Origin of the sequence: Streptomyces sp. NRRL WC-3742 (assembly GCF_000720635.1) — a bacterium.
Lineage (GTDB): Bacteria > Actinomycetota > Actinomycetes > Streptomycetales > Streptomycetaceae > Kitasatospora.
Genome location: NZ_JOCF01000028.1, coordinates 58456 through 82725, shown reverse-complemented (window position 1 = coordinate 82725; position 24270 = coordinate 58456). Strand labels below are relative to the sequence as shown.

Annotated in this window: 20 protein-coding genes, 1 rRNA gene and 1 riboswitch; of the genes, 15 read left to right on the top strand and 6 right to left on the bottom strand. The window is 72.3% G+C overall.

Annotated features, from left to right (window positions below):
• From rrf to IH61_RS0117330, 12 genes are all read left to right on the top strand, one after another.
• Nucleotides 1-90: ribosomal RNA gene (gene rrf, locus IH61_RS42930) — 5S ribosomal RNA — on the top strand; the annotation flags it as partial.
• Between the two features lie 98 nt (nt 91-188).
• Nucleotides 189-809, top strand: a complete 621-nt coding sequence (locus IH61_RS0117380; protein ID WP_031070660.1) for a CDP-alcohol phosphatidyltransferase family protein — start codon at nt 189-191, stop codon at nt 807-809.
• Nucleotides 810-931: 122 nt separating this feature from the next.
• Nucleotides 932-3427 carry a mannose-1-phosphate guanyltransferase gene (locus IH61_RS0117375; protein WP_031070659.1) on the top strand — a complete coding sequence of 832 codons (2496 nt, stop codon included), beginning with the start codon at nt 932-934 and terminating at the stop codon, nt 3425-3427.
• A gap of 168 nt (nt 3428-3595) precedes the next feature.
• A complete protein-coding gene (locus IH61_RS0117370) occupies nt 3596-4699 on the top strand; it encodes a DUF881 domain-containing protein (RefSeq protein WP_324607603.1) in 1104 nt (367 codons plus the stop codon).
• Nucleotides 4696-5028 carry a small basic family protein gene (locus IH61_RS0117365; RefSeq protein ID WP_030062488.1) on the top strand — a complete coding sequence of 111 codons (333 nt, stop codon included), beginning with the start codon at nt 4696-4698 and terminating at the stop codon, nt 5026-5028. The genes IH61_RS0117370 and IH61_RS0117365 overlap by 4 nt, the downstream gene beginning before the upstream one ends.
• Nucleotides 5012-6124, top strand: coding sequence for a DUF881 domain-containing protein (locus IH61_RS0117360; RefSeq protein ID WP_420713949.1), 1113 nt, complete (start codon nt 5012-5014; stop codon nt 6122-6124). Before IH61_RS0117365 ends, IH61_RS0117360 begins: the two co-directional genes overlap by 17 nt.
• 247 nt (nt 6125-6371) lie before the next feature.
• Nucleotides 6372-7253, top strand: coding sequence for an FHA domain-containing protein (locus IH61_RS44590; protein WP_078911170.1), 882 nt, complete (start codon nt 6372-6374; stop codon nt 7251-7253).
• Nucleotides 7254-7432: 179 nt separating this feature from the next.
• The gene (locus IH61_RS0117350) at nt 7433-8125 is read left to right on the top strand and encodes a MerR family transcriptional regulator (RefSeq protein ID WP_031070649.1); all 693 of its coding nucleotides are present in this window, start codon (nt 7433-7435) and stop codon (nt 8123-8125) included.
• A gap of 85 nt (nt 8126-8210) precedes the next feature.
• The gene (locus IH61_RS0117345) at nt 8211-8687 is read left to right on the top strand and encodes a bifunctional nuclease family protein (RefSeq protein WP_031070646.1); all 477 of its coding nucleotides are present in this window, start codon (nt 8211-8213) and stop codon (nt 8685-8687) included.
• 226 nt (nt 8688-8913) lie between these two features.
• Nucleotides 8914-9558, top strand: a complete 645-nt coding sequence (locus tag IH61_RS0117340; RefSeq protein WP_031070644.1) for a MerR family transcriptional regulator — start codon at nt 8914-8916, stop codon at nt 9556-9558.
• A gap of 92 nt (nt 9559-9650) precedes the next feature.
• The gene (locus IH61_RS0117335; protein WP_234327212.1) at nt 9651-10373 is read left to right on the top strand and encodes a SanA/YdcF family protein; all 723 of its coding nucleotides are present in this window, start codon (nt 9651-9653) and stop codon (nt 10371-10373) included.
• An 81-nt stretch (nt 10374-10454) separates the two neighbouring features.
• Complete coding sequence (locus IH61_RS0117330) at nt 10455-11834, top strand: DNA polymerase IV (RefSeq protein WP_031070640.1); 1380 nt, start codon at nt 10455-10457, stop codon at nt 11832-11834.
• A gap of 150 nt (nt 11835-11984) precedes the next feature.
• Here the strand turns inward: IH61_RS0117330 and IH61_RS0117325 are convergent, their stop codons facing one another.
• Together IH61_RS0117325 and IH61_RS44585 are read right to left on the bottom strand one after the other, a co-directional pair.
• Nucleotides 11985-13478, bottom strand: a complete 1494-nt coding sequence (locus IH61_RS0117325) for an MFS transporter (RefSeq protein WP_051837270.1) — start codon at nt 13476-13478, stop codon at nt 11985-11987.
• Between the two features lie 168 nt (nt 13479-13646).
• Nucleotides 13647-14870, bottom strand: coding sequence for a PRC and DUF2382 domain-containing protein (locus IH61_RS44585; protein WP_158845053.1), 1224 nt, complete (start codon nt 14868-14870; stop codon nt 13647-13649).
• Nucleotides 14871-15029: 159 nt separating this feature from the next.
• A riboswitch (glycine riboswitch) is annotated at nt 15030-15133 on the top strand.
• Between the two features lie 230 nt (nt 15134-15363).
• On the opposite strand from IH61_RS44585, the gene gcvP reads away from it, so the two are divergent.
• Nucleotides 15364-18264, top strand: coding sequence for an aminomethyl-transferring glycine dehydrogenase (gene gcvP, locus IH61_RS0117315; protein ID WP_037972918.1), 2901 nt, complete (start codon nt 15364-15366; stop codon nt 18262-18264).
• A 120-nt stretch (nt 18265-18384) separates the two neighbouring features.
• Here the strand turns inward: gcvP and IH61_RS0117310 are convergent, their stop codons facing one another.
• Together IH61_RS0117310 and IH61_RS0117305 are read right to left on the bottom strand one after the other, a co-directional pair.
• Entirely contained in the window at nt 18385-18576 is a 192-nt protein-coding gene (locus IH61_RS0117310; RefSeq protein WP_031070632.1) for a DUF5999 family protein, read from the bottom strand.
• Nucleotides 18577-18994: 418 nt separating this feature from the next.
• Nucleotides 18995-19570 (bottom strand): hypothetical protein, encoded by a 576-nt coding sequence (locus IH61_RS0117305; RefSeq protein WP_031070630.1) that lies wholly within the window; start codon nt 19568-19570, stop codon nt 18995-18997.
• Between the two features lie 374 nt (nt 19571-19944).
• On the opposite strand from IH61_RS0117305, the gene IH61_RS0117300 reads away from it, so the two are divergent.
• Nucleotides 19945-21450: a glutamate--cysteine ligase gene (locus IH61_RS0117300; RefSeq protein ID WP_031070628.1), complete on the top strand. Its 1506-nt coding sequence runs from the start codon at nt 19945-19947 to the stop codon at nt 21448-21450.
• A gap of 139 nt (nt 21451-21589) precedes the next feature.
• Complete coding sequence (locus IH61_RS0117295; protein WP_031070626.1) at nt 21590-22348, top strand: CPBP family intramembrane glutamic endopeptidase; 759 nt, start codon at nt 21590-21592, stop codon at nt 22346-22348.
• Here IH61_RS0117295 and IH61_RS42925 read toward each other — a convergent pair.
• Both IH61_RS42925 and IH61_RS0117285 read right to left on the bottom strand, forming a co-directional pair.
• The gene (locus IH61_RS42925; protein WP_051837267.1) at nt 22326-22856 is read right to left on the bottom strand and encodes an HAD domain-containing protein; all 531 of its coding nucleotides are present in this window, start codon (nt 22854-22856) and stop codon (nt 22326-22328) included. The two genes, IH61_RS0117295 and IH61_RS42925, sit on opposite strands and share 23 nt — an antisense overlap.
• A gap of 100 nt (nt 22857-22956) precedes the next feature.
• On the bottom strand, nt 22957-24270 hold the full coding sequence (locus tag IH61_RS0117285) for an MFS transporter (RefSeq protein ID WP_234327211.1): 1314 nt from the start codon (nt 24268-24270) through the stop codon (nt 22957-22959).

The window sequence follows — 24270 nt, the reverse complement described above, 5'->3', positions numbered from 1 at the left end:
CCCGGTTACATTCCGAACCCGGAAGCTAAGCCTCGTAGCGCCGATGGTACTGCAGGGGGGACCCTGTGGGAGAGTAGGACGCCGCCGAACAATTCTTCTAGAGAAGCCCCCGCCGGGTGAACCGGACGGGGGCTTTTCTGTTGTATGGTCAACGTGCATTGTTGTCACACGGTTCAGGAGGCCCCCGGGTGGAGGTCCAGGAGACGCGGGTCCAGACCGATCGCGTCCTCACCATCCCCAACCTGCTCAGCATGGGCCGGCTGGTCGGCGTTCCGATCTTCCTCTGGTTGATTCTCTGGCCGGTCTTCGACGGCCCGAAGAACGACGGCTGGGCCCTGCTGATCCTGATGCTCAGCGGTGTCAGTGACTATCTGGACGGAAAGCTCGCCCGGCGGTGGGGGCAGATCAGCCGGGTGGGGCAGTTGCTCGATCCTCTGGCGGATCGGCTCTACATTTTCTCCACGCTGATCGGGCTGACCTGGCGCGGGATTCTGCCGTGGTGGGTGACGGCCATTCTGGTGGCGCGCGACGCGTTCATCAGTGTGCTTCTGCCGATTCTGAACCGGCACGGTTACGGACCGCTCCAGGTGAGTTTCCTGGGGAAGGCCGCGACCTTCAATCTGATGTACGCGTTTCCGCTTCTCCTTCTCGGTCAGCTGGACAGCTGGATCGCGCGGCCGGCCGAGGTGGTGAGCTGGGCGTTCATCTGGTGGGGGACGGTTCTGTACTGGTGGGCCGCCATTCTTTACGCGGTGCAGGCGCGGCAGATCGTCCGCGCGAGCACGGCGCGTGCGGCGTCCACGGGCTGAGACGTGATCTGAGAGAAGTCCCACGTCGGGTCGGTGCGTCGGACGATTTCATCCGGGTAGAGAACCCTCTGGAACGGTTTGATGGACCTGCAGGTCCACCACCGAAGGAGGACGCACCCGTAATGAAAGCCGTAGTAATGGCAGGGGGCGAGGGCACTCGACTCCGCCCGATGACCTCCAGCATGCCGAAACCACTGTTGCCGGTCGCCAACAGGCCGATCATGGAGCACGTGCTTCGGCTGCTGAAGCGACACGGTCTCTCCGACACCGTGGTCACCGTCCAGTTCCTGGCGTCACTGGTCAAGAACTACTTCGGTGACGGCGAGGAACTGGGCATGCATCTGACGTACGCCCATGAGGAGACGCCACTCGGCACTGCGGGGAGTGTCAAGAACGCCGAGGACGCGTTGAAGGACGATTCCTTTCTGGTGATCTCCGGTGACGCTCTGACCGACTTCAATCTCACTGAACTGATCGACTTTCACCGCAGCAAGAACGCGCTGGTCACCGTCTGTCTCACCCGTGTTCCGAACCCACTCGAGTTCGGCATCACGATCACGGACGACGAGGGGAGGGTCGAGCGCTTCCTCGAGAAGCCGACCTGGGGCCAGGTCTTCTCGGACACGGTGAACACCGGGATCTACGTGATGGAGCCCGAGGTCTTCGACTACGTGGCGGCCGGCGAGTCCGTGGACTGGTCGAGCGACGTCTTCCCCCAGCTGCTGAAGGAGGGCAAGGGCGTCTACGGGTACGTGGCCGAGGGCTACTGGGAGGACGTGGGCACCCACGAGAGCTACGGCAAGGCCCAGGCGGACGTCCTGGAGGGCAAGGTCGAGGTCGAGCTCGACGGGTTCGAGATCTCGCCGGGCGTCTGGGTGGCCGAGGGTGCGGAGGTGGACCCGGAGGCGGTGCTGCGAGGGCCGCTGTACATCGGGGACTACGCCAAGGTCGAGGCCGGTGTCGAGATCCGCGAGCACACCGTGCTGGGCAGCAACGTGGTCGTCAAACGGGGTGCCTTCCTCCACAAGGCGGTGGTGCACGACAACGTCTACGTCGGGCCGCAGAGCAATCTGCGCGGCTGTGTGATCGGTAAGAACACCGACGTGATGCGGGCCGCGCGGATCGAGGACGGCGCGGTGATCGGGGACGAGTGTCTGATCGGCGAGGAGTCGATCATCGCGGCGAACGTCCGGGTCTACCCGTTCAAGACCATCGAGGCCGGCGCGGTGGTGAACACCTCGGTGATCTGGGAGTCCCGGGGGCAGGAGCACCTCTTCGGTGTCCGCGGTGTCTCGGGCATCCTGAACGTCGAGATCACCCCGGAGCTGGCCGTTCGGCTGGCGGGCGCGTACGCCACCACGTTGAAGAAGGGCGCCACCGTCACCATTGCGCGTGACCACTCGCGTGGTGCGCGTGCACTCAAACGGGCGATGATCTCGGGGCTCCAGACCTCCGCGATCGACGTGCGCGACCTGGAGAACGTGCCGATGCCGGTCGCCCGGCAGCACACGGCGCGGGGGAGCGCGGGCGGCATCTTCCTGCGGACGACGCCCGGTGTGCCGGACTCGCTGGACATCCTGTTCTTCGACGAGCGGGGCGCGGACCTGTCCCAGGCGGGGCAGCGCAAGCTCGACCGGGTCTACGCCCGGCAGGAGTTCCGCCGGGCCTTCCCCGGTGAGATCGGCGACCTGACCTTCCCGTCCAGCGTCTTCGACTCGTACGCGGGCAACCTGCTGCGGACGGTGGACACCACCGGGGTCCGGGAGGCCGGGCTCAAGGTGGTCGTGGACACCGCGCACGGCAGCGCGGGGCTCGTTCTGCCGAGCATCCTCGGTCGGCTCGGGGTGGAGGCGCTCTCCGTCTCCAGCGGGCTGGACGAGGCACGGCCGACCGAGGACGCGGAGACGCGGCGGGCGGGGCTGGCCAGGCTCGGTGAGCTGGTGGCCTCCTCGCGGGCCGCCTTCGGGGTGCGGTTCGACCCGGTCGGCGAGCGGGTCGCGTTCGTGGACGAGCTGGGCCGGGTGATCGACGACGACCGGGCGCTGTTGGTGCTGCTGGACCTGGTGGCCGCCGAGCGGCGCAGCGGGCAGGTGGCGCTGCCGGTGACGACCACGCGGATCGCCGAGCAGGTCGCCGCCTACCACGGCACGCAGGTGATCTGGACGACCACGACGCCGGACGACCTGGCGAAGGCCGCCTCGGCCGAGGGCACGGTGTTCGGCGGGGACGGGCGCGGCGGTTTCGTGGTGCCGGAGTTCAGCGGGGTGCTGGACGGCGCCGCGGCGTTCGTCCGGCTGGTGGGCCTGGTGGCACGCACCCAGCTGACGCTGAGCCAGATCGACGCCCGGATTCCGCAGGCGCACATCCGGCGGCGGGACATCGCGACGCCGTGGGCGGCCAAGGGCATGGTGATGCGCTCGGTCGTGGAGGCGGCGGGGAGCCGGCAGCTGGACACGACGGACGGCGTGCGGGTGGTCGAGGCGGACGGGCGGTGGACGCTGGTGCTGCCGGACCCGGCCGAGGCGGTCACCCACCTGTGGGCGGAGGGCCCGGACGACGCGGCCACCGAGGCGCTGCTCGACGAGTGGGCGGCGGTGGTCGACGGAGCGGGGCGGTGACCTCGGCGAGCTGAGAGCGGGACAGCTCCGATCGGTGGGGCGCGCGGCCTGGTCCGCGCGCCCCGCTGTCCGTTTTCACCTCATTCGGAAGGGTCCGTCACTTTCCGGAGTGTGAGCAGCTCAGGGGGCGTGCACGGGCCCGATCGCCGCCATGGGACGATGGTCGGCATGCCAGCGACGCCGACGCCGAGTGCCCCGAACGGACGGTACAACCGCCCGGACGCCTCGATGTCCCTGCTGACCAGCGTGATGGACCACGGCCTGGACGAGGGGTACGCGGAGGCGGCCGCCGCGCGGGGCGGGGAGCAGGACGGCCGGATGCCGAGGACGGCGCGCGGGCTGCTGACGCTGGGCGTCGGGCTGGCGCTGGTGGGGACGGTCGTGACGGTCGGCGCGGTGAACGCGCACAAGGCGGAGCCCTCGCTGGCCAAGGAGCGCGACGCGCTGATCAGCCGGATCAACGACAGCAACGGCTCGGCGGACCACCTCCAGCAGCAGGTCCAGGACCTGCGGCGCAAGGTCGACAGCACCCAGCAGCAGGCGCTCGCCTCGGGCGGCGGGGACGCCGGGACGCTGGCCGGTCCGGTGGGCCTGGGAGAGGTGACGGGGCCGGGGCTGAAGCTCGTCCTGGAGGACGCGGCGGGCACCGGCGGCGGGGGGAGCGTGGACCCGCGGGCCGGGCAGGGCTTCTCCAACACCGGGCGGCTGCGCGACCGCGACCTCCAGCTCGTGGTCAACGGCCTCTGGGCCGCCGGCGCCGAGGCCGTCTCGATCAACGGCCAGCGGCTGACCGCGCTCTCGGCGATCCGCGCCGCCGGTGAGGCCGTCCTGGTGGACAACCGGCCGCTGGTGCCCCCGTACACCGTCCTGGCGATCGGGGACGGGTCGAAGGTGCTGACCGCTTTCGAGGGCAACATGGCGGGGCAGTACCTGCGGGTCATCCAGGAGAAGTACGGCATCAAGTCGACGCTCTCCACGCAGAAGAGCCTGACGCTGCCGGCGGCGGTCGGCGTCACGCTGCGGAACGCGCAGCCGCTCACTCCCGAGCCGTCGCCGACGGTGAGCCCCTCGGCCACCCCGGCCACCCCGGCCGACACGCAGTCGGCGACGCCCGGAACCCCGGCGAGCCCGAGCGCGTCCGTCTCACCGTCGGCGAGCGCGACCGGCGCGCGCCGTACGCCCGGTGGCACCGGGAAGACGACCACAGCCCACACGCCCACGACGGCCTCGACCGGGTCGTCGCCCGCAGGGACAGGAGCAGCTAGACCGTGATTGCCGTACTGGGTCTCGTGATCGGGGTGGTCGTCGGGCTCTTCGTCCAGCCGGAGGTGCCGGACGCCGTCGTGCCCTACCTGCCGATCGCGGTGGTGGCGGCGCTGGACGCCGTGTTCGGCGGTGTCCGGGCGATGCTGGACGGGATCTTCAACGACAAGGTCTTCATCGTCTCGTTCCTGTCGAACGTGGTGGTCGCGGCCCTGATCGTGTTCCTGGGTGACCAGCTGGGCGTCGGCTCGCAGCTGTCCACCGGTGTGGTCGTCGTCCTCGGCATCCGCATCTTCTCCAACGCGGCTGCGATCCGGCGCCATGTCTTCCGTGCCTGAGGCGGGCCGCGAGGCGGCGGCGCGGGAGGAGAAGGCCGAGGTCAAGGCTGTGGAGGCCGAGGAGGCCGAGGAGCGCACCGCCGAGGAGGTGGAGGAGCCCACCGAGGCGGCCGAGGAGGCGGGGACGGTGTCCGAGAAGTCTGACGCTGAGGCTGAGGTCGAGCCTGAGGTCGGGGCTGAGGTCGGGGCTGAGGTCGGGACCGGGGAACCGGCTGAGCCGGAACCGGAGCCCGAACCGGCAGCCGAGCCCGAGTCGAAGCCCGAACCGACGCCGGAGCCTGAACCCGAGCCTGAGCCCGAAGCGACGCCCGAGGCGGAAGCAGAGCCCGAGCCTGAGCCGACGCCCGAGCCGGACGCCGTTCCGGAGCGGCTCGCCGGTCGGCGGCGCCTGAAGGCGGCCCTGTGGCCGCCGCGGCTGTCGCGCGGTCAGCTGGTGGTGGCCCTGTTGCTGTTCTCGCTGGGCCTGGGCCTGGCGATCCAGGTGCGCTCGACGAACGACCACCACAGCCAGCTGCGCGGCGCCCGCCAGGAGGACCTGGTTCGCATCCTCGACGAACTGGACAGCCGCCAGCAGCGTCTCCAACAGGAGAAGGCGGAGCTGGAGCAGTCCCTGGCGAAGCTGGAGAACAGCTCGAACCAGGCCAAGGAGGCCCAGGAGCAGACCAGGAAGAAGGCGACGGAGCTGGGCGTGCTCGCGGGCACCGTCAAAGCCACTGGTCCGGGCATCGTACTCACGGTCGATGATCCCCAAGGGCAGGTGAAGGCGGATATGCTGCTGGACACCCTGCAGGAACTACGAGCGGCGGGGGCGGAGGCGATTCAGATCAACGATGTGCGCGTGGTGGTCAACACCTACTTCACCGACGTGCCCGGCGGTGGGGTGCAGATCGACGGGAAGAAGGCGTCCCAGCCCTACCGGTTCACCGTCGTCGGGAACCCGCAGGACCTGACTCCCGCGCTGAACATCCCGGGAGGGGTCGTCCGTACGCTGGAGAACAACCAGGCGCGGGCGACGATCACCCAGCAGCAGAAGGTGGCCGTGGACGCCGTCGTGGACTTGAAGACGCCGCAGTTCGCCAAGCCGGCCTCGAAGTGACGCGGCGCCCGACGAACGGCCCGTCACGTGCGGGCGGCACCCGGTGCGGGGTTCCGCCGCGGCGTGGGCGAGACTGGTCCGTGCCGGTCCCCGGGAGAGCGCCGGGGCGCACCGGAGCACCAAGAGCAGCAGCACCAACAGTCGGAGTACCACTCCAGCAGGCTCCGGCCACAGCCGGTCCCACAGCCTGTCCGAGGTTCTCACCCTGCCCCGCGGGCGGGTCTGTCACACGCAAGGGGATTCGCCCGTGAGTTTCTTCTCGAAGTTGTTCGGTCGCAACAAGGGTCGTGACGCGGCCGCCGTCGAGGCGCCCACCGCACGGCACCGCCGGCCGGAGGACGAGCCCGCCGTGCCGGGCATGCGTCCCGCTCCCGAGGCCGCGCCGTACGGCGGCCAGCCGCTGTTCCGCGACGGCGGCGCCGCGCAGTACGCGGGGAATCCGGCGGGCTACGGCGCGTCGGTTGACCCCTCCGGCGACCCGCGCATAGGTTTCCCGTCAGGACCCTCAACCTCTGGTGGAGGGTTTGCACCGGACCCGTACGCCGGGCACAACCCGTCGGGTGTGCCGCGCCAGGAGGCTGTGAACATGGCTGGCCCCACTCCGTGCCCCAGGTGCGGCAACCAGAACCCTGCCGGGGCCCGCTTCTGTTCCAACTGCGGCACCGCTCTGCGCGGCGGGCTCCTGCCGGAGGGGGCGGCGGAGACCACCTCGACCATCTCGATCTCCGGCCTGGAGTCCTACGACCCCAACACCACGACCGGCACCGGCGCCACGCCGGCCCTGTCGGCCGAGGTGCTGTCGGCGATCGACGCCCTGCCGCCGGGCTCGGCCCTGCTGATCGTGCAGCGCGGCCCGAACTCGGGCAGCCGCTTCCTGCTGGACTCGGACGTGACCACGGCGGGCCGCCACCCGCAGGGCGACATCTTCCTGGACGACGTGACCGTCTCGCGCCGCCACGTGGAGTTCCGCCGTACGCCGGGCGGCTTCAGCGTGGCCGACGTGGGCAGCCTCAACGGCACCTACGTCAACCGGGAGCGCATCGACGAGGTCCCGCTGAACAACGGCGACGAGGTGCAGATCGGCAAGTACCGGCTGGTGTTCTTCGCCGGCCACAACCGGGGGTACTGAAACCAACGTCGGCAGGAGCCCGAGTGAGTACGAATCCCCCCTCCTCTTCTCTCGGGGCGGCCGCCCCCGCGCCGTCCGGTCCGCAGTCGGACCGGAACGGGCGCGGGGTGGTCGCGGGCCCCAGGCAGCCGGTCCGGCCGGAGCGGTCCGGCGGGCGGCGGCGCGGCGGTGACGAACTGCTGAGCATCGGAGCCGTGCTGGCCTTCCTGCGCGACGACTTCCCCGAGGTGACGATCTCCAAGATCCGTTTCCTGGAGGCGGAGGGGCTGGTCGAGCCCCAGCGCACGCCCTCGGGGTACCGCAAGTTCAGCCCGGCCGACGTGGAGCGGCTGGCGTACGTCCTGCGGATGCAGCGGGACCACTACCTGCCGCTGCGGGTGATCCGCGAGCACCTGGACGCGATCGAGCGCGGCGAGGCTCCGCCCGCGCTGCCCGTCGCCGACGCCCGGCCCGGGCCGCTGGAGGAGGCGGACCGGGAGCTGGTCGCCTCCGCCGAGGTGGCCCCGGGGGTGCGGCTCGGGCGGGCCGAGTTGCTCGCCGCCGCCGAGGCGGGGGAGCCGGAGCTCGTGGAGTGGGAGTCGTACGGGCTGGTCGCGCCCGGGCCGGACGGCGGGTACGACGGCGAGGCGCTGCAGGTGGCCCGGCTGGTCGCGGAACTGGGCCGCTACGGGCTGGAGCCGCGGCACCTGAGGGCCATGAAGGCGGCGGCCGACCGTGAGATCGCGCTCGTCGAGCAGGTGGTGGCGCCGCTGCGCAGGCACCGCAACCCGCAGACCAGGGCGCACGCGGAGGCCACAGCGAGGGAGCTGGCGACGCTGTCGGTGCGGCTGCACGCGGCGATGGTCCAGGCCGGTCTGCGCGGCAGGGGATAGCCGTTCCGCCGCCGGGGCAGTGCGCTGACCAGCGGCGTCCCTCCTGCGCTTTCATATCCGGGGTCGGAGCCATAGGGTTGCCTGTGTGAATGAGCTCGACGTCGTGGGTGTCCGAGTGGAGATGCCTTCCAGCCAGCCGATCGTGCTGCTGCGGGAGGTCGGGGGAGACCGGTACCTGCCGATCTGGATCGGCCCCGGCGAGGCGACCGCGATCGCCTTCGCCCAGCAGGGCATGACTCCGGTGCGGCCGCTGACGCACGACCTGTTCAAGGACGTCCTCGAGGCGCTCGGCCAGCAGCTCACCGAGGTGCGGATCACCGACCTGCGCGAGGGCGTGTTCTACGCCGAGCTGGTCTTCTCCGGCGGGGTCGAGGTCAGCGCCCGGCCGTCCGACGCCATAGCGCTGGCCCTGCGGACCGGGACGCCGATCTACGGCAGCGAGGAGGTGCTCGCCGAGGCGGGCATCGCGATCCCGGACGAGCAGGAGGACGAGGTCGAGAAGTTCCGCGAGTTCCTCGACCAGGTGTCACCCGAGGACTTCGGGGGCAGTGGTCCGCAGTAGCGCGGACGGGGCGGGTGGCGGTCGCGCCCGTCGTTTTGCCAAAAGCCGTCCACCTACCCACACTAGGGGCACGAAAAACCACTCTCCTGAGTGATGCCGTTTGTCCGGCTCGGCGTGGCGATCGTTGACGGGTCATAGGGGACTGCCTACCGTCGTCAGGAGTGGCTGTCCGGGTGGTCGATGCCCGCAGCCGGGTTGCCCGCAGCACGAGTGGACGGAGGTAGGCATGACCAGCACCGGCGATGACGCGGCCGTGGGCGGTCTGTGCGCCGTGCACGTGCCGCGCACCGCTCGCGCCGTGACCGAGCTGCCCAGGGTGGGCAGGTTCCCCGCCGTACAGCCGGGCCAGCCGGCGATCGAGCGGCTCGCACCGACCTCCGAACTGATCGGTTTCCGAGGGCCGACGGCCTGTGCGGCGGCCGGCATCACGTACCGCCAGCTGGACTACTGGGCCCGCACGGGGCTGCTGGAGCCGAGCGTGCGCACGGCGTACCCGGCGACCAGCCAGCGGCTCTACAGCTTCCGCGACGTCCTGTTGCTGAAGATCGTCAAGCGGCTGCTGGACGTCGGCGTCTCGCTGCAGAACATCCGGGTGGCGGTCGCCCATCTGCAGGCGGCCGAGCAGGGCGACCTGGCCGGGCTGACGCTGATGTGCGACGGCGCGACGGTGTACGAGTGCACCACGCCGCAGCAGGTGGTCGACCTGCTGAAGAACGGTCAGGGGGTGTTCGGCATCGCGGTCGGGGCCGTCTGGCAGGAGCTGGAGCGCACCCTCGGGCGGCTGCACGCCGAGCGGACGGACACCGGCGAGACGCTGGTGGGCCAGGACCCGGGCGACGAGCTCGCGCAGAGGCGCAACCGGGCGGTCTGAGAGCACGTCACTCCGAGGCCGCGGCCCGGGCGGGGAACCGTTCGGGGCCGTGGCCTCGTCGTTCGTCCGTCGAGGCGATCGAGGGAGGGCGTGTGAGGGGCGGCACCGATGTGGTGGGCCTGCTGCGGCGCAGGGCCGGGCAGTGGCGGGTTCGGCTGCGGCAGAGGCGGGCGCAGCGGCGGCTGTTCCAGTTGGTGACGGTGGGCTGCTCGCTGGCCCTGGCGCCCAGTGCCTGGCTGTGGTGCACGGCGGGGGACCGGGTGGGCACGGTGGAGAGCGCGCCGTCCGCGCCGGTCGCGGTGGTCTTCGGCGCCGGGCTGGACCAGGGCAAGCCCTCGCCGTACCTGGAGCACCGGCTGGTGGCCGCGCTGGACCTGTACCGGGCGGGGAAGGTGCGGGTGATCCTCGTGACCGGGGACAACGGGCGCGTCGAGTACTCCGAGCCGGACGCGATGTACGACTACCTGACCGAGCACGGGGTGCCCGGCTCACGGGTGGTGCGGGACTACGCGGGCTTCGACACCTGGGACTCCTGCACCCGGGCGCACCGGATATTCGGGGTGGACCGGGCGGTGCTGGTGAGCCAGGACTTCCACGTCCGGCGGGCGCTGGCGCTGTGCGAGGCGGCGGGCATCCGCTCGTACGCCGTCGGGGTGCCGGAGCTGCACGACGAGACCTGGTGGTACGGCGGGCTGCGCGAGATCGCCGGGGCGGGGAAGGCGGCGGTGAATGTCTGGCTGCGGCCGGACCCGCACTTCCTCGGGCCCCGGGAGGACGGCGTCCCCAAGGCGCTGGCGGAGGCGGGCAGTCGGTAGGCGGGCGGGACACCAGGGTCCGCCTTGCCGATCCGGGCCCGGTGAGGCGCCGTTGTCGTACCCGTGCGCGATGATCGCCGGGTGCGTTCTCTGCCGAGCATCATCCACCTCGACATGGACGCCTTCTTCGCGGCGGTGGAGCAGGCGGCCAAGCCGAGCCTGCGCGGGAAGCCGGTGATCGTGGGCGGGCTCGGCGGGCGCGGGGTGGTCTCGACGGCCTCGTACGAGGCGCGCAGGTTCGGGGTTCACTCGGCGATGCCGATGGCGCAGGCGCGGCGGCTGTGCCCCAACGCGGCGTTCCTGTCGGGCCGGTTCGAGGCGTACCGGCAGAACAGCGAGATCGTGATGGGCCTGCTGAGGCAGCTGTCGCCGCTGGTGCAGCCGCTCAGCCTGGACGAGGCGTTCGTCGACCTGGAGGCCGGTCCGTACGGTCCGGCGCTGGCGGAGGCGGACCACGCCACCGGCGAGCGGCTGGTGACGGCCCTGGGCGAGGACCTGCGGGCGGACATCGAGCGGCGCACCGGGCTGACGGGCTCGGTGGGCGCGGCGGGCTCCAAGCTGATGGCGAAGATCGCCTCCGAGCGGGCCAAGCCGGACGGGCTGGTGCTGATCGAGCCCGGGCAGGAGCGCGCGGTGCTTGGGCCGATGCCCGTACGGGCGCTGCCGGGGATCGGGCCGGCCACCGAGCAGGTGCTGCGGCGGGCGGGGCTGAACACCGTGGCGGAGCTCGCGGAGGCGGGGGAGGCCGAGCTGGTGCAGCTGCTGGGGCGGGCGCACGGCGCCGGGATCTTCCAGATGTCGATAGGGCTGGACGACCGGCCGGTGGTGCCCGACCAGGACGCCAAGTCCGTCTCGGTGGAGGACACCTTCGAGGTGGACCTGGCGGACCGGGACCGGGTGCTGCGGGAGGTGGAGGCGCTGGCGGCGCGCTGTGTGCGGCGGCTGCGGGCGGCGGGGCGCTCGGGGCGGACGGTGGTGCTCAAGGTGCGGCGGTTCGACTTCTCGACGCTGACGCGCTCGGAGACCCTGCGCGGGCCCACGGACGACGAGACGGTGATCGTGGGGACGGCGCGGCGGCTGGCCGAGCAGGTGGACATCACCGGCGGGGTGCGGCTGCTGGGCGTGGGTGTGGCCCAACTCGCCGACTACACGCAGGAGGACCTGTTCGCGCAGGCGCTGCGGGAGGAGGCGGCCGAGCACGCGGAGGAGGCCGAGGCCGAGGCGGTGGAGGAGGAGGCGCCCGAGGCGGCGGTGCGGCGCTGGCACCCCGGGCAGGACGTCGAGCACGCGGAGTTCGGGCCGGGGTGGGTGCAGGGCAGCGGGGTCGGGCGGGTGACGGTGCGGTTCGAGACGCCGTGGAGCGGGCCCGGGCGGGTGCGGACGTTCGCGGTGGACGATCCGGCGCTGGAGCCCTCGCGGGCGCTGCCGCTGCGCAGGCCCGAGGGTTCCTCGGACGGGTGAGGCGGGACGCGGAACGGCCCCACCCGGTGTGGAGAAACCGGGTGGGGCCGCATTTGCGTGCCGGCCGGGGTGCGGTCGCGATGCCCTCACGAGCCGCAGCCGGGCCGGGCCCCCGCGCCCTGTCCCTGGGCGCGGGGGTCGGACGCCTCGTCAGGCGTCGGTCTTGGCCAGCTCGGGGCTGGTGTGCTGCGGGGCCGAGCCGCCGGCGGTGACGGCGGTGGCCGACTTCGCGGAGCGGATCAGGAACGGGACGGCACCGGCGACGATGCAGACCACGGCGGCCGTCCAGAACGCGTGCTTGAAGGCGTCCAGGGTGGGCAGCGTCAGCGGGATCTGCGGCGGCAGCTTCATGGTGTCGCCGGTCAGGATGGCGGCCATCACGGCGGTGCCGATCGCGCCGCCGACCGTGCGCAGCACGGAGTTCATGCCGTTGGCGATGCCGCTCTGCTCCACCGGGACGGCGCCGTTGATGTAGGCGGGCATCGCGGAGAAGGCCAGGCCGATGCCCAGGCCGAAGATCGCCGAGGCGGTGTAGATGTCGCCCTCGGCGCTGTGCCGCAGGGCCAGGTAGGCCATGGCGACGGCGCCGAGCACACCGCCGGCGACGAGCGGCAGGCGCGGGCCGCGGCGGGCGATCAGCAGGGCGCCGAGCGGGGCGGCGACCATCGAGCCGAGGGCCGAGGGCAGCAGCATGATGCCGGCGTGCAGGACGCTCGCGGTGAAGCCGTAGTGGGTGATCTTGTCCGGGGCCTGGGCGAAGTTGCTGATGACCATGAACGAGCCGTACATGCCGAAGCCGATGAGCAGGCCGGCCAGGTTGGTGAAGGCCACGGCCGGGCGGGACATCATCTTCATGTCGACCAGCGGGTGCGCGACCTTGGTCTCGATGATCCCCCAGACGAGGGCGACCACGGCGGCCACGGCGAAGAGGCCGAGGGTCTTGGTGGAGGTCCAGCCCCAGTGGTTGCCCTGGCTGACGGCGACGAGCAGGGCGGAGAGCCAGCCGGCGAGGGTGAGTGCGCCGAGCGGGTCGGCGCCGCCCTCCTTGTCGGTCACCGGGTCGGTCGGGACGCGGAAGACGACCAGGGCGATGGCGATCAGGCCGAAGACCAGGCCCATCCAGAAGATCGACTTGTAGTTCCAGTGCTCCAGCAGGAGACCGGTGGCGACCAGGCCGAGGCCGGAGCCGACGCCCATCGAGGCGGAGATGGCGGCGACGCCGCCGGTGACCTTCTGCCGGGGCAGTTCGTCGCGGACGATGCTGATCGCCAGCGGCATCACGCCACCGCCGGCGCCCTGCAGGACGCGGGCGACGACCAGCCAGGTGAAGGAGTGGGTGCCGACCGCCAGGGCCGAGCCCGCGACCAGGCCGACCAGCGAGATCAGCAGCATCGGCTTGCGGCCCCGGAGGTCGCCGAAGCGGCCCAGCAGGGGAGTCAGCACGGCGGCGGAGAGCAGGTTGGCGGTCATCAGCCAGGTGATGTTGGAGCCGGAGACGTCCAGTTCCTTGGCCAGCGAGGGCAGGATCGGGACGACGGCGGTCTGGATCACGCTGAACGACAGCATCGCCAGGATGAGGGCCGGCAGGACCCGGGCGGTGCTCTGCTTCTCGGCCGCGATGGTGGGCTTGAGTGCCTCACTCACGGTTGCTTCCTCCCGTACATAGTGAATGAACTGAAGTAACGATGCCGGGAGATAGTTAAGAGTGTCAAATATCGAGTGGTTAAGCTTTGGCAAAGGAGAACGGCCGGGCCGGTCCCGGCATGCGACAGGGCCCCGGACCGGGTGGTCCGGGGCCCTGGTGGCGAACCGTCAGGACAGGGGCCGCATCGCCGCCGCCGGGCGGGAGCCGTCCGCGACCGGGACGCCCGTGGCCGGGACGCCCGCGGCCGGGAGGTCGGGGGCGGGGGCGCCGGGGGTGGAGTCCTGGACCTCGACGTGCTCGCGGCGCAGCTCGTCCCGGACGACCTCCTCGGCCGTGTAGCGCTCGACGACCAGGCGGACCCGCTCGATCGGGGCGAGGTACTTGCGGACCACCGGGCGCTCCTCGCGCAGGGTGACCTCCTCCACCGCCTCGGCGATGTCCTTCTCCGTCAGCGAGGCGCGCTCGGCCTCGCTCACCGGCATCCGCTCCACCCGCACGCGCTCGCGCACCACCGGGACGCGGCGCTCGACCTGCTCGCTGGTCACGTACTTGCGCAGCTTCGCGGTGCCCACGGTGTGCCACTCGGTGGTGATCTCCAGCCGCTCCTCGCGGCAGGTGATCTCCAGCGGGCCGCTGGGCGAGGTGGTGGCGGCGCCGTCCGTCCGCGCAGTGGTGGCGGCCGAGGGGGCCGGGCGCTCGGCGGGGACGGGGGCGGCGGGCTGCGGCTTGGGCTCGACCACCGGGACGGTGGTGGTGGCAGCGGCGGGCGCGGGGGTGCTGAGGGTCCGCACGTTGGCCTCCGGGGCGGTGCTGGTGGTCGTGGTGGTCGCCGTCATGGTGGTCGGGGTCGAGGGGGCGGGCGCGGTCGCGAGGGCCGCGGCGGGCTCGGGGGAGTGGAAGGCCCGCGGGGCGGCGCCGGTGGCGGCCGCCGCCGTGGTGCCGAAGTCCAGGTCGGGCTCCGCGGCCAGGCGGGAGGGTTCCGGCGCCGGGTGGCCGTCCACCGGGGTGTCGAGGCCGTAGTAGCGGTAGAGCTGGAGCTCCTGGGCGGGCGACAGGTGCTGGCCCACGCCGAAGTCCGGGGACTCCTTGACCAGCGACTTGTCGTACGGCACGCGGAGCTCGTCGCCGGAGAACTCGCTCGTGGTGAGCGGGACGAAGGCGTCCCGGCCGAAGATGCCCGTCCGGACGGCGGCCCACTCGGGCCGGCCGGTGGCGTCGTCCAGGTACACCTCGTCGACGGTGCCGATCTTGTCTCCGTTGCGGTCGACCGCCTTGTGGCCGATGAGGTCCCGGGGGTCGATGTCGGTCTGCACTCTTTCCTCCAGTGCGCTGCGCCTGCGGAACTCCCGCAGGTACGGCGGCCGGAGCACCCCGACCGTCCGCCTCTTCACACCCAAGGGCATCGTCCGCGGGGGCGCGAGCGGGGTGCGGCCGGACGGGCTGCGCGCTGGGCCGTCCGGGGCATTTCCGACGCCACGCGCGTAGACCCCGAGTGACCTGACGCACCCGTGATCGGAGGGCCTCCCGCTGGTACCCTGGGCCCCGACCGCCGAGCCCGCGCGGGAGAGTCCCCGCCAGTGAAAACCGCTGGTAGGGGCGCCGAAGGAGCAACTCCTCCCCGGAATCTCTCAGGCATCCGTACCGTGCGGGATAGGTCACTCTGGAAAGCAGGGCAGGAGCGCCGGCGCGGGAGCCGACACCACCACCCTCACCGACGGTGCAAGCCAGACGCGGCGCCCACAGCGCTGCGTACGGGTGAAGCTCTCAGGTCCCGATGACAGAGGGGGAGGCCCGCCGGGTGCGCCCGCCCGAGGCCGAACCGCTGTCACCAGCGGCTCAGCCGGCCGGCGTGCGTGCCCCCCGGTCCGTGACCAGGAGACCACCATGAACGCCCAGCCGAACGCGGGACGCCCCACCGGCGCCCCGACCCTCACCGAGCTTGAGCTGGCCAGCCCCTTCGAGAACCGTCACATCGGCCCCGATGCGGACGCTCAGGAGAAGATGCTGGCGTCGGTCGGCTACAGCTCGCTGGACGAGCTCGCCGCCACCGCCGTTCCCGAGGCCATCCGTTCCATCACCGGACTGGACCTGCCCGCCGGGCGCTCCGAGGCCCAGGTCCTCGCCGAGCTGCGCGAGCTGGCCGGCCGCAACCAGGTCCTCCAGCCGATGATCGGCCTGGGCTACTACGGCACCTTCACCCCGCCGGTCATCCTGCGCAACGTCATGGAGAACCCGGCCTGGTACACCGCCTACACGCCGTACCAGCCGGAGATCTCGCAGGGCCGCCTCGAGGCGCTGCTCAACTTCCAGACCCTGGTCTCCGACCTGACCGGGCTGCCGACCTCCGGCTCCTCGCTGCTGGACGAGGGCACCGCGGCCGCCGAGGCGATGGCGCTGGCCCGCCGCGTCACCAAGGTCAGGGGCGGCGTCTTCCTGGTCGACGCGGAGACCCTGCCGCAGACCGTCGCGGTGATCAACACCCGCGCCCTGCCGACCGGCGTCGAGGTCGTCGTCGCCGACCTGTCCGAGGGCATCCCGGCCGAGATCGCCGAGCGCGGCGTCTTCGGTGTGCTGCTCCAGTACCCGGGCGCCACCGGCGTCGTGCGCGACCTCGCCCCGGTGATCGAGCAGGCGCACGGCCTGGGCGCGATAGTCGCCGTCGCCGCCGACCTGCTGGCGCTGACCCTGCTCAAGTCCCCGGGCTCGCTCGGCGCCGACATCGCCTGCGGCACCTCGCAGCGCTTCGGCGTGCCGATGGGCTTCGGCGGCCCGCACGCCGGCTACCTGTCGGTGCGCGCCGAGTACGCCCGCTCGCTGCCCGGCCGCCTGGTCGGCGTCTCCGTGGACGCGGACGGCAACCGCGCCTACCGCCTGGCCCTGCAGACCCGCGAGCAGCACATCCGCCGCGAGAAGGCCACCAGCAACATCTGCACCGCCCAGGTGCTGCTCGCCGTCATGGCCTCGATGTACGCCGTCTACCACGGCCCGGACGGCCTGGCGGACATCGCCCGCCGCACCCACCGCTACGCGGCCGCCCTCGCCGAGGGCCTGCGGGCCGGCGGCGTCGAGCTGCTGCACGGCGAGTTCTTCGACACCGTCACCGCCGTCGTCCCGGGCCGCGCCGGCGAGATCGCCGCCGCCGCCCGCGCCCACGGCATCAACGTCCACCAGGACGGCGAGGACCGGATCTCGGTCTCCACCGACGAGACCACCACCCGCGAGCACCTGGCCGGCGTCTGGGCCGCGTTCGGCGTCGCGGGCGTGGAGGTGGCCGAGGCCGCCGAGGCGCTGCCCGCCGCGCTGCTGCGCGAGGACGACTACCTCACCCACCCCGTGTTCCACAGCCACCGCTCCGAGACCGCCATGCTGCGCTACCTGCGCCGCCTGTCGGACCGCGACTACGCGCTGGACCGCGGCATGATCCCGCTGGGCTCCTGCACCATGAAGCTCAACGCGACCACTGAGATGGAGGCCGTGACCTGGCCGGAGTTCGGCCAGCTGCACCCCTTCGCGCCGATCGACCAGGCCCAGGGCTACCTCACCCTGATCCGCGAGCTGGAGCGGCAGCTCGTCGAGGTCACCGGCTACGACGCCGTCTCGATCCAGCCGAACGCCGGCTCCCAGGGCGAGTTCGCCGGCCTGCTGGCCGTGCGCGCCTACCACCACGCCAACGGCGACGCCCAGCGCGACGTCTGCCTCATCCCGTCCTCGGCGCACGGCACCAACGCCGCCTCCGCGGTGATGGCCGGCATGCGCGTCGTCGTCGTGAAGACCCTGGTCGACGGCGACGTGGACGTCGACGACCTCAAGGCCAAGATCGAGCAGCACCGCGACAACCTCGCCGTGCTGATGGTCACCTACCCGTCGACCCACGGCGTGTACGAGACCCAGATCACCGAGATCTGCGCCCTGGTGCACGAGGCCGGCGGCCAGGTGTACGTGGACGGCGCCAACCTGAACGCCCTGGTCGGCCTCGCCAAGCCGGGCAAGTTCGGCGCGGACGTCTCGCACCTGAACCTGCACAAGACCTTCTGCATCCCGCACGGCGGCGGCGGCCCGGGCGTCGGCCCGGTCGCGGTGCGCGCCCACCTGGCGCCGTACCTGCCCAACCACCCGCTCCAGCCGGAGGCCGGCCCGGCCACCGGCGTCGGCCCGATCTCGGCCGCGCCCTGGGGCTCGGCGGCGATCCTGCCGATCTCCTGGGCGTACGTCCGGCTGATGGGCGGCGAGGGCCTCAAGCGCGCGACCCAGGTCGCGGTGCTGAACGCCAACTACATCGCCAAGCGCCTGGCCCCGCACTTCCCGGTGCTCTACACCGGCCCGGGCGGGCTGGTCGCCCACGAGTGCATCATCGACCTGCGTCCGCTGACCAAGGAGACGGGCGTGACGGTGGACGACATTGCCAAGCGCCTGATCGACTACGGCTTCCACGCGCCGACGATGTCCTTCCCGGTGGCCGGCACGCTGATGATCGAGCCGACCGAGTCCGAGGACCTGCACGAGATCGACCGGTTCTGCGACGCGATGATCGAGATCCGTGGCGAGATCGACAAGGTCGGCTCGGGCGAGTGGGTCGCCGAGGACAACCCGCTGCGCAACGCCCCGCACACCGCCGCCGAGCTGGCCGGCGAGTGGGCGCACGGCTACTCGCGGCAGGAGGCGGTCTTCCCGGCGGGCGTCAACCCGGCGGACAAGTACTGGCCGCCGGTGAGCCGCATCGACGGCGCGTACGGCGACCGCAACCTGGTCTGCTCCTGCCCGCCGCTGGACGAGTACGGCGTCTGACCGGCGGATGCGTGTGAGGCGGGGCCCCGGCGAAACCGTTCGCCGGGGCCCCGCCCGCTTCGCTTCGCTTCCGTAGGGTCGGCGGCTGCTCCGCGCCGTTCGGTCGGGCCGGGCCGGTGGTCAGGCCGCGTGGGCGACGGCCCGGCGCGGGGCGATCACCCGGCCGTCGGGCAGCAGCTCTCCGGTGTCCTCGAAGAGGACGACGCCGTTGCAGAGCAGGCTCCAGCCCTGCTCCGGGTGGCAGGCCACCGGTACGGCGGCTTCGCGGTCCTCGGACTCGGCCGATGGGCACTCAGGACGGTGCTGGCACATACGCGTACCCTCGCTTCGCTCTGCGATCCTCCCCGTGGTGCGGTCGCCCGTCGAGTGTGTCTCCGGGTGCCGCCGCGGTGGCCGGATTCTGTCCATGCGCCGACCAGGTGTTGACCGGCACTCAAGTGGGTAGGACAGGTGGTCCTTCCACGCTGGTTCCCAGTGTCGGCATCCGGGGACGTGCGCGCAGGTATTTGGTGACATGCGCCACAACTCCCGGGTAGAGATCACCCGTTCAGGTGGGCCGAGGGGGAAAGTGCGCACAGGTGGGCCAGGCACGGCATGGCCCAAAGGGGCCATGCGGAGTCCTCCGAAAGGGTGAGAGGCCGTCCGAGTGGCCGTCGAGCGAGCGTCGAGCGGGTACGGCGGCGGGCCGCCGGGCGGGGTGCCCGGCGGCCCGTGCGGTTGCGCGGACGGCTCAGGGGGAGCCGAGCAGCAGGGGCCTCGCCGTCAGGGGTGCGCGGGCGAGCAGGGGGAGCAGGTCGGCCGCCGGGTAGGCGCGGTGGGCGGTGACGCCGAGCGGGGCCGGGGCGAGCGGGATCAGCAGGTCGGCGGACGGGTCGGCCTCGGGGCTGTGCAGCCACAGGGCCGTCGCGTACTGGCCGGGGAAGGTCAGCAGCCGGGGCCGGCGCTGGGCGCGGGAGCCCTGGGCGATCTGCCACGCCTGGCGCAGCGCCCGGACCGTCGAGTCGAGGTAGGGGCCGGCGGTGAAGTGGGAGAAGGTGTGCCCCTCGGCGCTCTGCACCACCTCCGCGGCGGCGGCCACCTCGGGACCGTCCTTGATCAGGAAGCGCCAGCCCGTGCGGCGGGCGGCGGAGAGTTCGGCCCGGGGGCCGTCCAGGACGTGGACGGCGAGCGGGTGGGCGGGCAGCAGGGGGCCGGTCGGATGGAGTAGTGCGGCGGCGGCCGGCTGGCGCAGCGCTGTCTCCGAGTCGAGTGCCCCCAGGACGGCGCGCAGCGCGCTCGGTGGGGGCTGGGGGGTCTGCAGAGTCATGGCGGGGTCCGCCCTCCGTGCGAGATCGGCGTGCGAGTGCGGCATACCGGCGTGGCGCGGGTGCGTCGGCATTGACGGGAGCCTGGCCGTGTCCGGTTGTGCAGGATCGCGGTGCCGGCGCTGTCGCCGCCGTCGACGAGGGGCTCGGGGCGGGAACGGGCGACCGGCCGGCGCGCTGTGCGAATTCCTTCGAACAGATGCGCAGGGTGACCTGTTTATCACAGGCGGTGGCCTCGGGCAAGTTGACAGATTTGGTGAATCCGCGTCAGTTGCCTTGCATTGCAAGCCAGTAGAGCCATTCGGGTATCGATCTTCGAGGTGGGCATGATGCTGTGGCACGGTCGGTCGACGGGTGGTTCAGGAGGAGGGGAACCGTGGGCGAGAAGGTCGTGGCCACACGAGCGGATCTGGCGGACCGGCAGCTGTACCGGCGCAAGCTCCAGGCATGCCAGGACGCGCTCGGGCGGATGCTGAGCGAGAACCGCTTCGACCGGCCCCGCGCCGTGATGGGCCTGGAGATCGAACTCAACCTGGCCGACGACCAGGGCCTGCCGGTGATGCACAACGCGCAGGTGCTCAGCGCGATCGGCTCCAGCGACTTCCAGACCGAGCTCGGCCGGTTCAACATCGAGGTCAACATCGCGCCGCACCGGCTCTGCGGGCACGTCTTCGAGGACCTGCGCGAGGAGATCGACACGGGCCTGCGCTACGCCGACCGCCGGGCCGCCGAGGCCGGGGCCAGGATCGTCATGGTGGGCATCCTGCCGACCCTGGAGCACGGCCACACCGGGCTGGACGCGATGAGCGGCAACCAGCGCTACAGCCTGCTCAGCGACCAGATCCTGGCCGCCAGGGGCGAGGAGATCGCCCTGGACATCGAGGGGGTCGAGCACCTCCAGCTGGAGTCGATCACCATGGTCGCCGAGGCGGCCGCGACCTCCCTGCAACTGCACCTCCAGGTGACCCCGCAGCGGTTCTCCTCGGTCTGGAACGCCGCCCAGGCGATCTGCGGCCCGCAGCTGGCGCTCGGCGCCAACTCGCCCTTCCTGTTCGGGCGGGAGCTGTGGCGCGAGACCCGTCCGGTGCTCTTCCAGCAAGCCTGCGACACCCGCTCGGCGGAGCTCAAGGCGCAGGGCGTGCGCCCGATCACCTGGTTCGGCGAGCGCTGGGTGGACTCGGCCTACGACCTGTTCGAGGAGAACCTGCGCTACTTCCCGGCGCTGCTGCCGATTTGCGACGACGAGGACCCGCTGAAGGTGCTGGCCTCCGGTGGCGCGCCCAGGCTCGCCGAGATGCGGCTGCACAACGGCACCATCTACCGCTGGAACCGGCCCGTCTACGACGTCGCCGGCGGGGTGGCGCACCTGCGAGTGGAGAACCGGGCGCTGCCGGCCGGGCCGACGGTGGCCGACACCCTCGCCAACGCGGCCTTCTACTACGGGCTGGTGCGGGTGCTCGCCGAGCAGCCCCGGCCGGTGTGGACGCGGCTGTCGTTCGAGAAGGCGGACGAGAACTTCCGCCAGGGCGCCCGCTACGGCATCGACGCGGTGTTCCAGTGGCCGCGCTCCGGGCGGGCGGGCCGCGGAGGCGGGCTCGCCACCGTCCCGGCCGTCGACCTGGTGCTGGACGAGCTGCTGCCGATGGCCCACCAGGGGCTGGACGAGTGGGGCGTCGAGCCCGGCGACCGGGACCGGTACCTGGGCATCATCGAGCAGCGCTGCCTGCGCCGCACCAACGGCGCCTCCTGGCAGAGCGCCACCTTCCACCGGCTGCGCGAGCGGTACGGGATGGACCGGCCGACCGCGCTCGCCGCGATGACCCGGCGCTACGCCGAGCACATGCGCACGGGGGAGCCGGTGCACACCTGGCCGGTGGGCTAGGGGGCCTGTCCGGGGCGCTGTGTCAGGATGATCGTTCCTGCGGCTGGTCGGCCGTGGGGACGACCGCCCTCCTGGAGCCCCCGTGACCACCGTCCCGACCGAGCCGACGGAGCCGGCCGACCCGGCCGACCCGGAGAGCGTGAGGGCGAGCCGCCGGCTGCTCGGTGTGGAACTGCTGATCGTGCTGGCGCTCTCGCTCGGGGCCAGCGGGGTCAGCGCGCTGATCAGCTTCGCGGGCTCGCTCACCGAGCCGATCAAGCTGGGCCAGCAGGTCGCCACCCTCAACGGCTCTCGGGCACCGGGGCGGCCCTGGCTGGACCTGGTGTGGCAGCTCTACTACATCTGCCGTGGCCTGGCACCCGTCGCGCTCGTCGGGTACCTGCTGGTGCGTGAGGGCGTCTCGCTGCGGGTGCTGGGCTTCGACCTCGGGCAGAAGCTGCGCGACCTCGGCCGGGGCGCGGCCGTGGCGGCGGCGATCGGCGGCTCCGGGCTGGTGCTGTACCTGGCCTCGCAGGCGGCCGGGTACAACCTGACGGTGGCGCCCTCCGGGCTGCCGGACGTGTGGTGGCGGGTGCCGGTGCTGGTGATGTCGGCCTGGCAGAACGCGATCCTCGAGGAGGTCATCGTCCTCGGCTACCTGCTGCGCCGGCTGAGCCGCCGGGGGTGGTCCTGGCCGGCGATGCTGGTGGCGAGCTCGGCGCTGCGCGGCTCGTACCACCTGTACCAGGGGGTCGGCGGGCTGGTCGGCAACATGGTGATGGGGGCGGTGTTCTGCCTGCTGTACCGGCGCTGGGGGCGGGTGATGCCGCTGGTGGCGGCGCACGCGCTGATCGACACGGTGGCCTTCGTCGGGTACGCGCTGCTCGCCGGGCACGTCAGCTGGCTGCCGACCCCCTGAGTCCCCCGAGCACCTGCTCGCGCGGCGGGTGGGTGAGCAGCCGCTCGACGTGGTGGCGCTCCAGGCCCTGGCCGGGGTCGATGCGCAGCAGCAGGCGGTCGCGGCGCCAGAGGGAGTTGCGCACCAGCCGGGTGGGGATGACGTCGTCGACCCAGGCGAAGGGGCGCCCGGCGGCGTAGCGCAGCAGCGGGGCCCACTTGGCGGCGGAGAACAGTTCCATCAGGGGGACGCGCGGGTCCCCGGGCTGGGGGACGTAGCCGGTGAAGCGGACCACCGGGAGGGGGTCGAGGCCGATCGCCGGGGCGATGTGCTCGTTGGCGTGGTCCTCCCAGGTGGTCGCCCAGACGAGGTCGTAGGTGCCGGCGAGTTCGCGCAGCCACCGGCCGTGCCGGTCGCTGAGCAGGACGGCGTAGCCGAGCAGGGTGTGCGTGTCGAATCCGGCGTCCGGGTGCGGGCAGACCGGGTTCAGCACCCCGTCGACGTCCAGGAACAGCAGTGGCTTCGGCACCGGAGGCCCCCCAGGAACGGTGGTGGTGTTCATCTGGTCGGACGCCCCAGGGGCACCACCGGTTGCTCACCGGCTGGCGCACGCGGGGCGCACGGGGCGCTCACGGCGCGGTCGCCCGCTCGCGCGCGACCTCCGTTGCGTCCGTCGTGCTCCGCCTGCTCAGCCGGCGGACCTGGGGGTCGACCAGGACGGCGGCGCTGAGCAGCAGGCAGAGCGCGGCGCAGGCCCACAGGGCGCCGTTCAGGCCGAGGGCGGCGGCGGCCGGGCCGGCCAGGGCGGTGCCGACCGGGGAGAGCGAGTAGGAGCCCAGTTCGTCGTAGGCGACGATCCGGGAGAACGCCTCCTCGGGGATCTCCTGCTGGAGGGCGACCATCCAGTTGACGCCGAAGACGGTGACGCCGACCCCGGAGAGGAACATCGCCGCGGTCAGCACGGACAGGGGCGCGTTCGCCGCCAGCGCGAGCGCGGGCACGCCGAACAGGAAGACGCCCCAGTTGCCGACCAGCAGCAGGCGGCGGGGGCGCCAGCGGGCCATCAGCACCCCGGCGGCGACCAGGCCCGTGCCGAACGCGGCCATCGCCAGGCCCCAGCTGCCCGCGCCGCCGAGCCGCTCCTCGGCGACGACGGGCCCGTACACCGACTCGACGGCGCCGGTGCAGGCGACCAGGACGGAGAACTGCAGGACGATCCCCCAGAGCCAGCGGCGGGAGACGAACTCCCGCCAGCCCTCGTGCAGGTCCCGCAGCATGCTGCTGCCGCCGGGGGCGGGGGCCGTCTCGGGTTCGAGGAGGAAGCGCAGGGAGGCGGCGATCAGGAAGCACAGGGCGTCCAGGGCGAGCACCCAGCCCGGGCCCACGGCCGTGGTGAGCGCCCCGCCGAGGGCGGCGCCGCCGATCTGGGAGGCGTTCAGGCCCATCCGGAAGACCGAGAACGCCTTGGCGGCGTACTCCTGGGGGACGGCCTGCATGATCATGCCGCCGGAGGCCGGGGAGTAGAGGGCGTACCCGGCGCCGCCGGCCGCGGAGAGCACCAGCAGCTGCCACAGCTGTACGTTCCCGGCCAGGACCAGGGCGGCCAGGACGGCCTGGGCGACGCCGCTGAACAGGTTGGCGCCGACCATGATCCGGTGGCGGGGGAAGCGGTCGGCGAGGGCGCCGCCGAGCACCAGGAGCAGGACGGTGGGCACCAGGCGGGCGGCGGTGACGTAGCCGACCTCGGTGGCGGAGCCGCCGTTGCCGAGGACGGCGAACGCGGTGGCGATGGGGGCGCCGGCGTTGCCGAGGCCGCTGACGACGGTGGCCGTGGTCTGGATGCGGAAGTTGCGGCTCGCCCAGGCGTAGCGGCGGCCCGGGGAGGGGGAGTCGGGGGAGGCAGCAGGGGAGTCGGGGGAATCGGGGGAGTCGGGGGTCGGCAC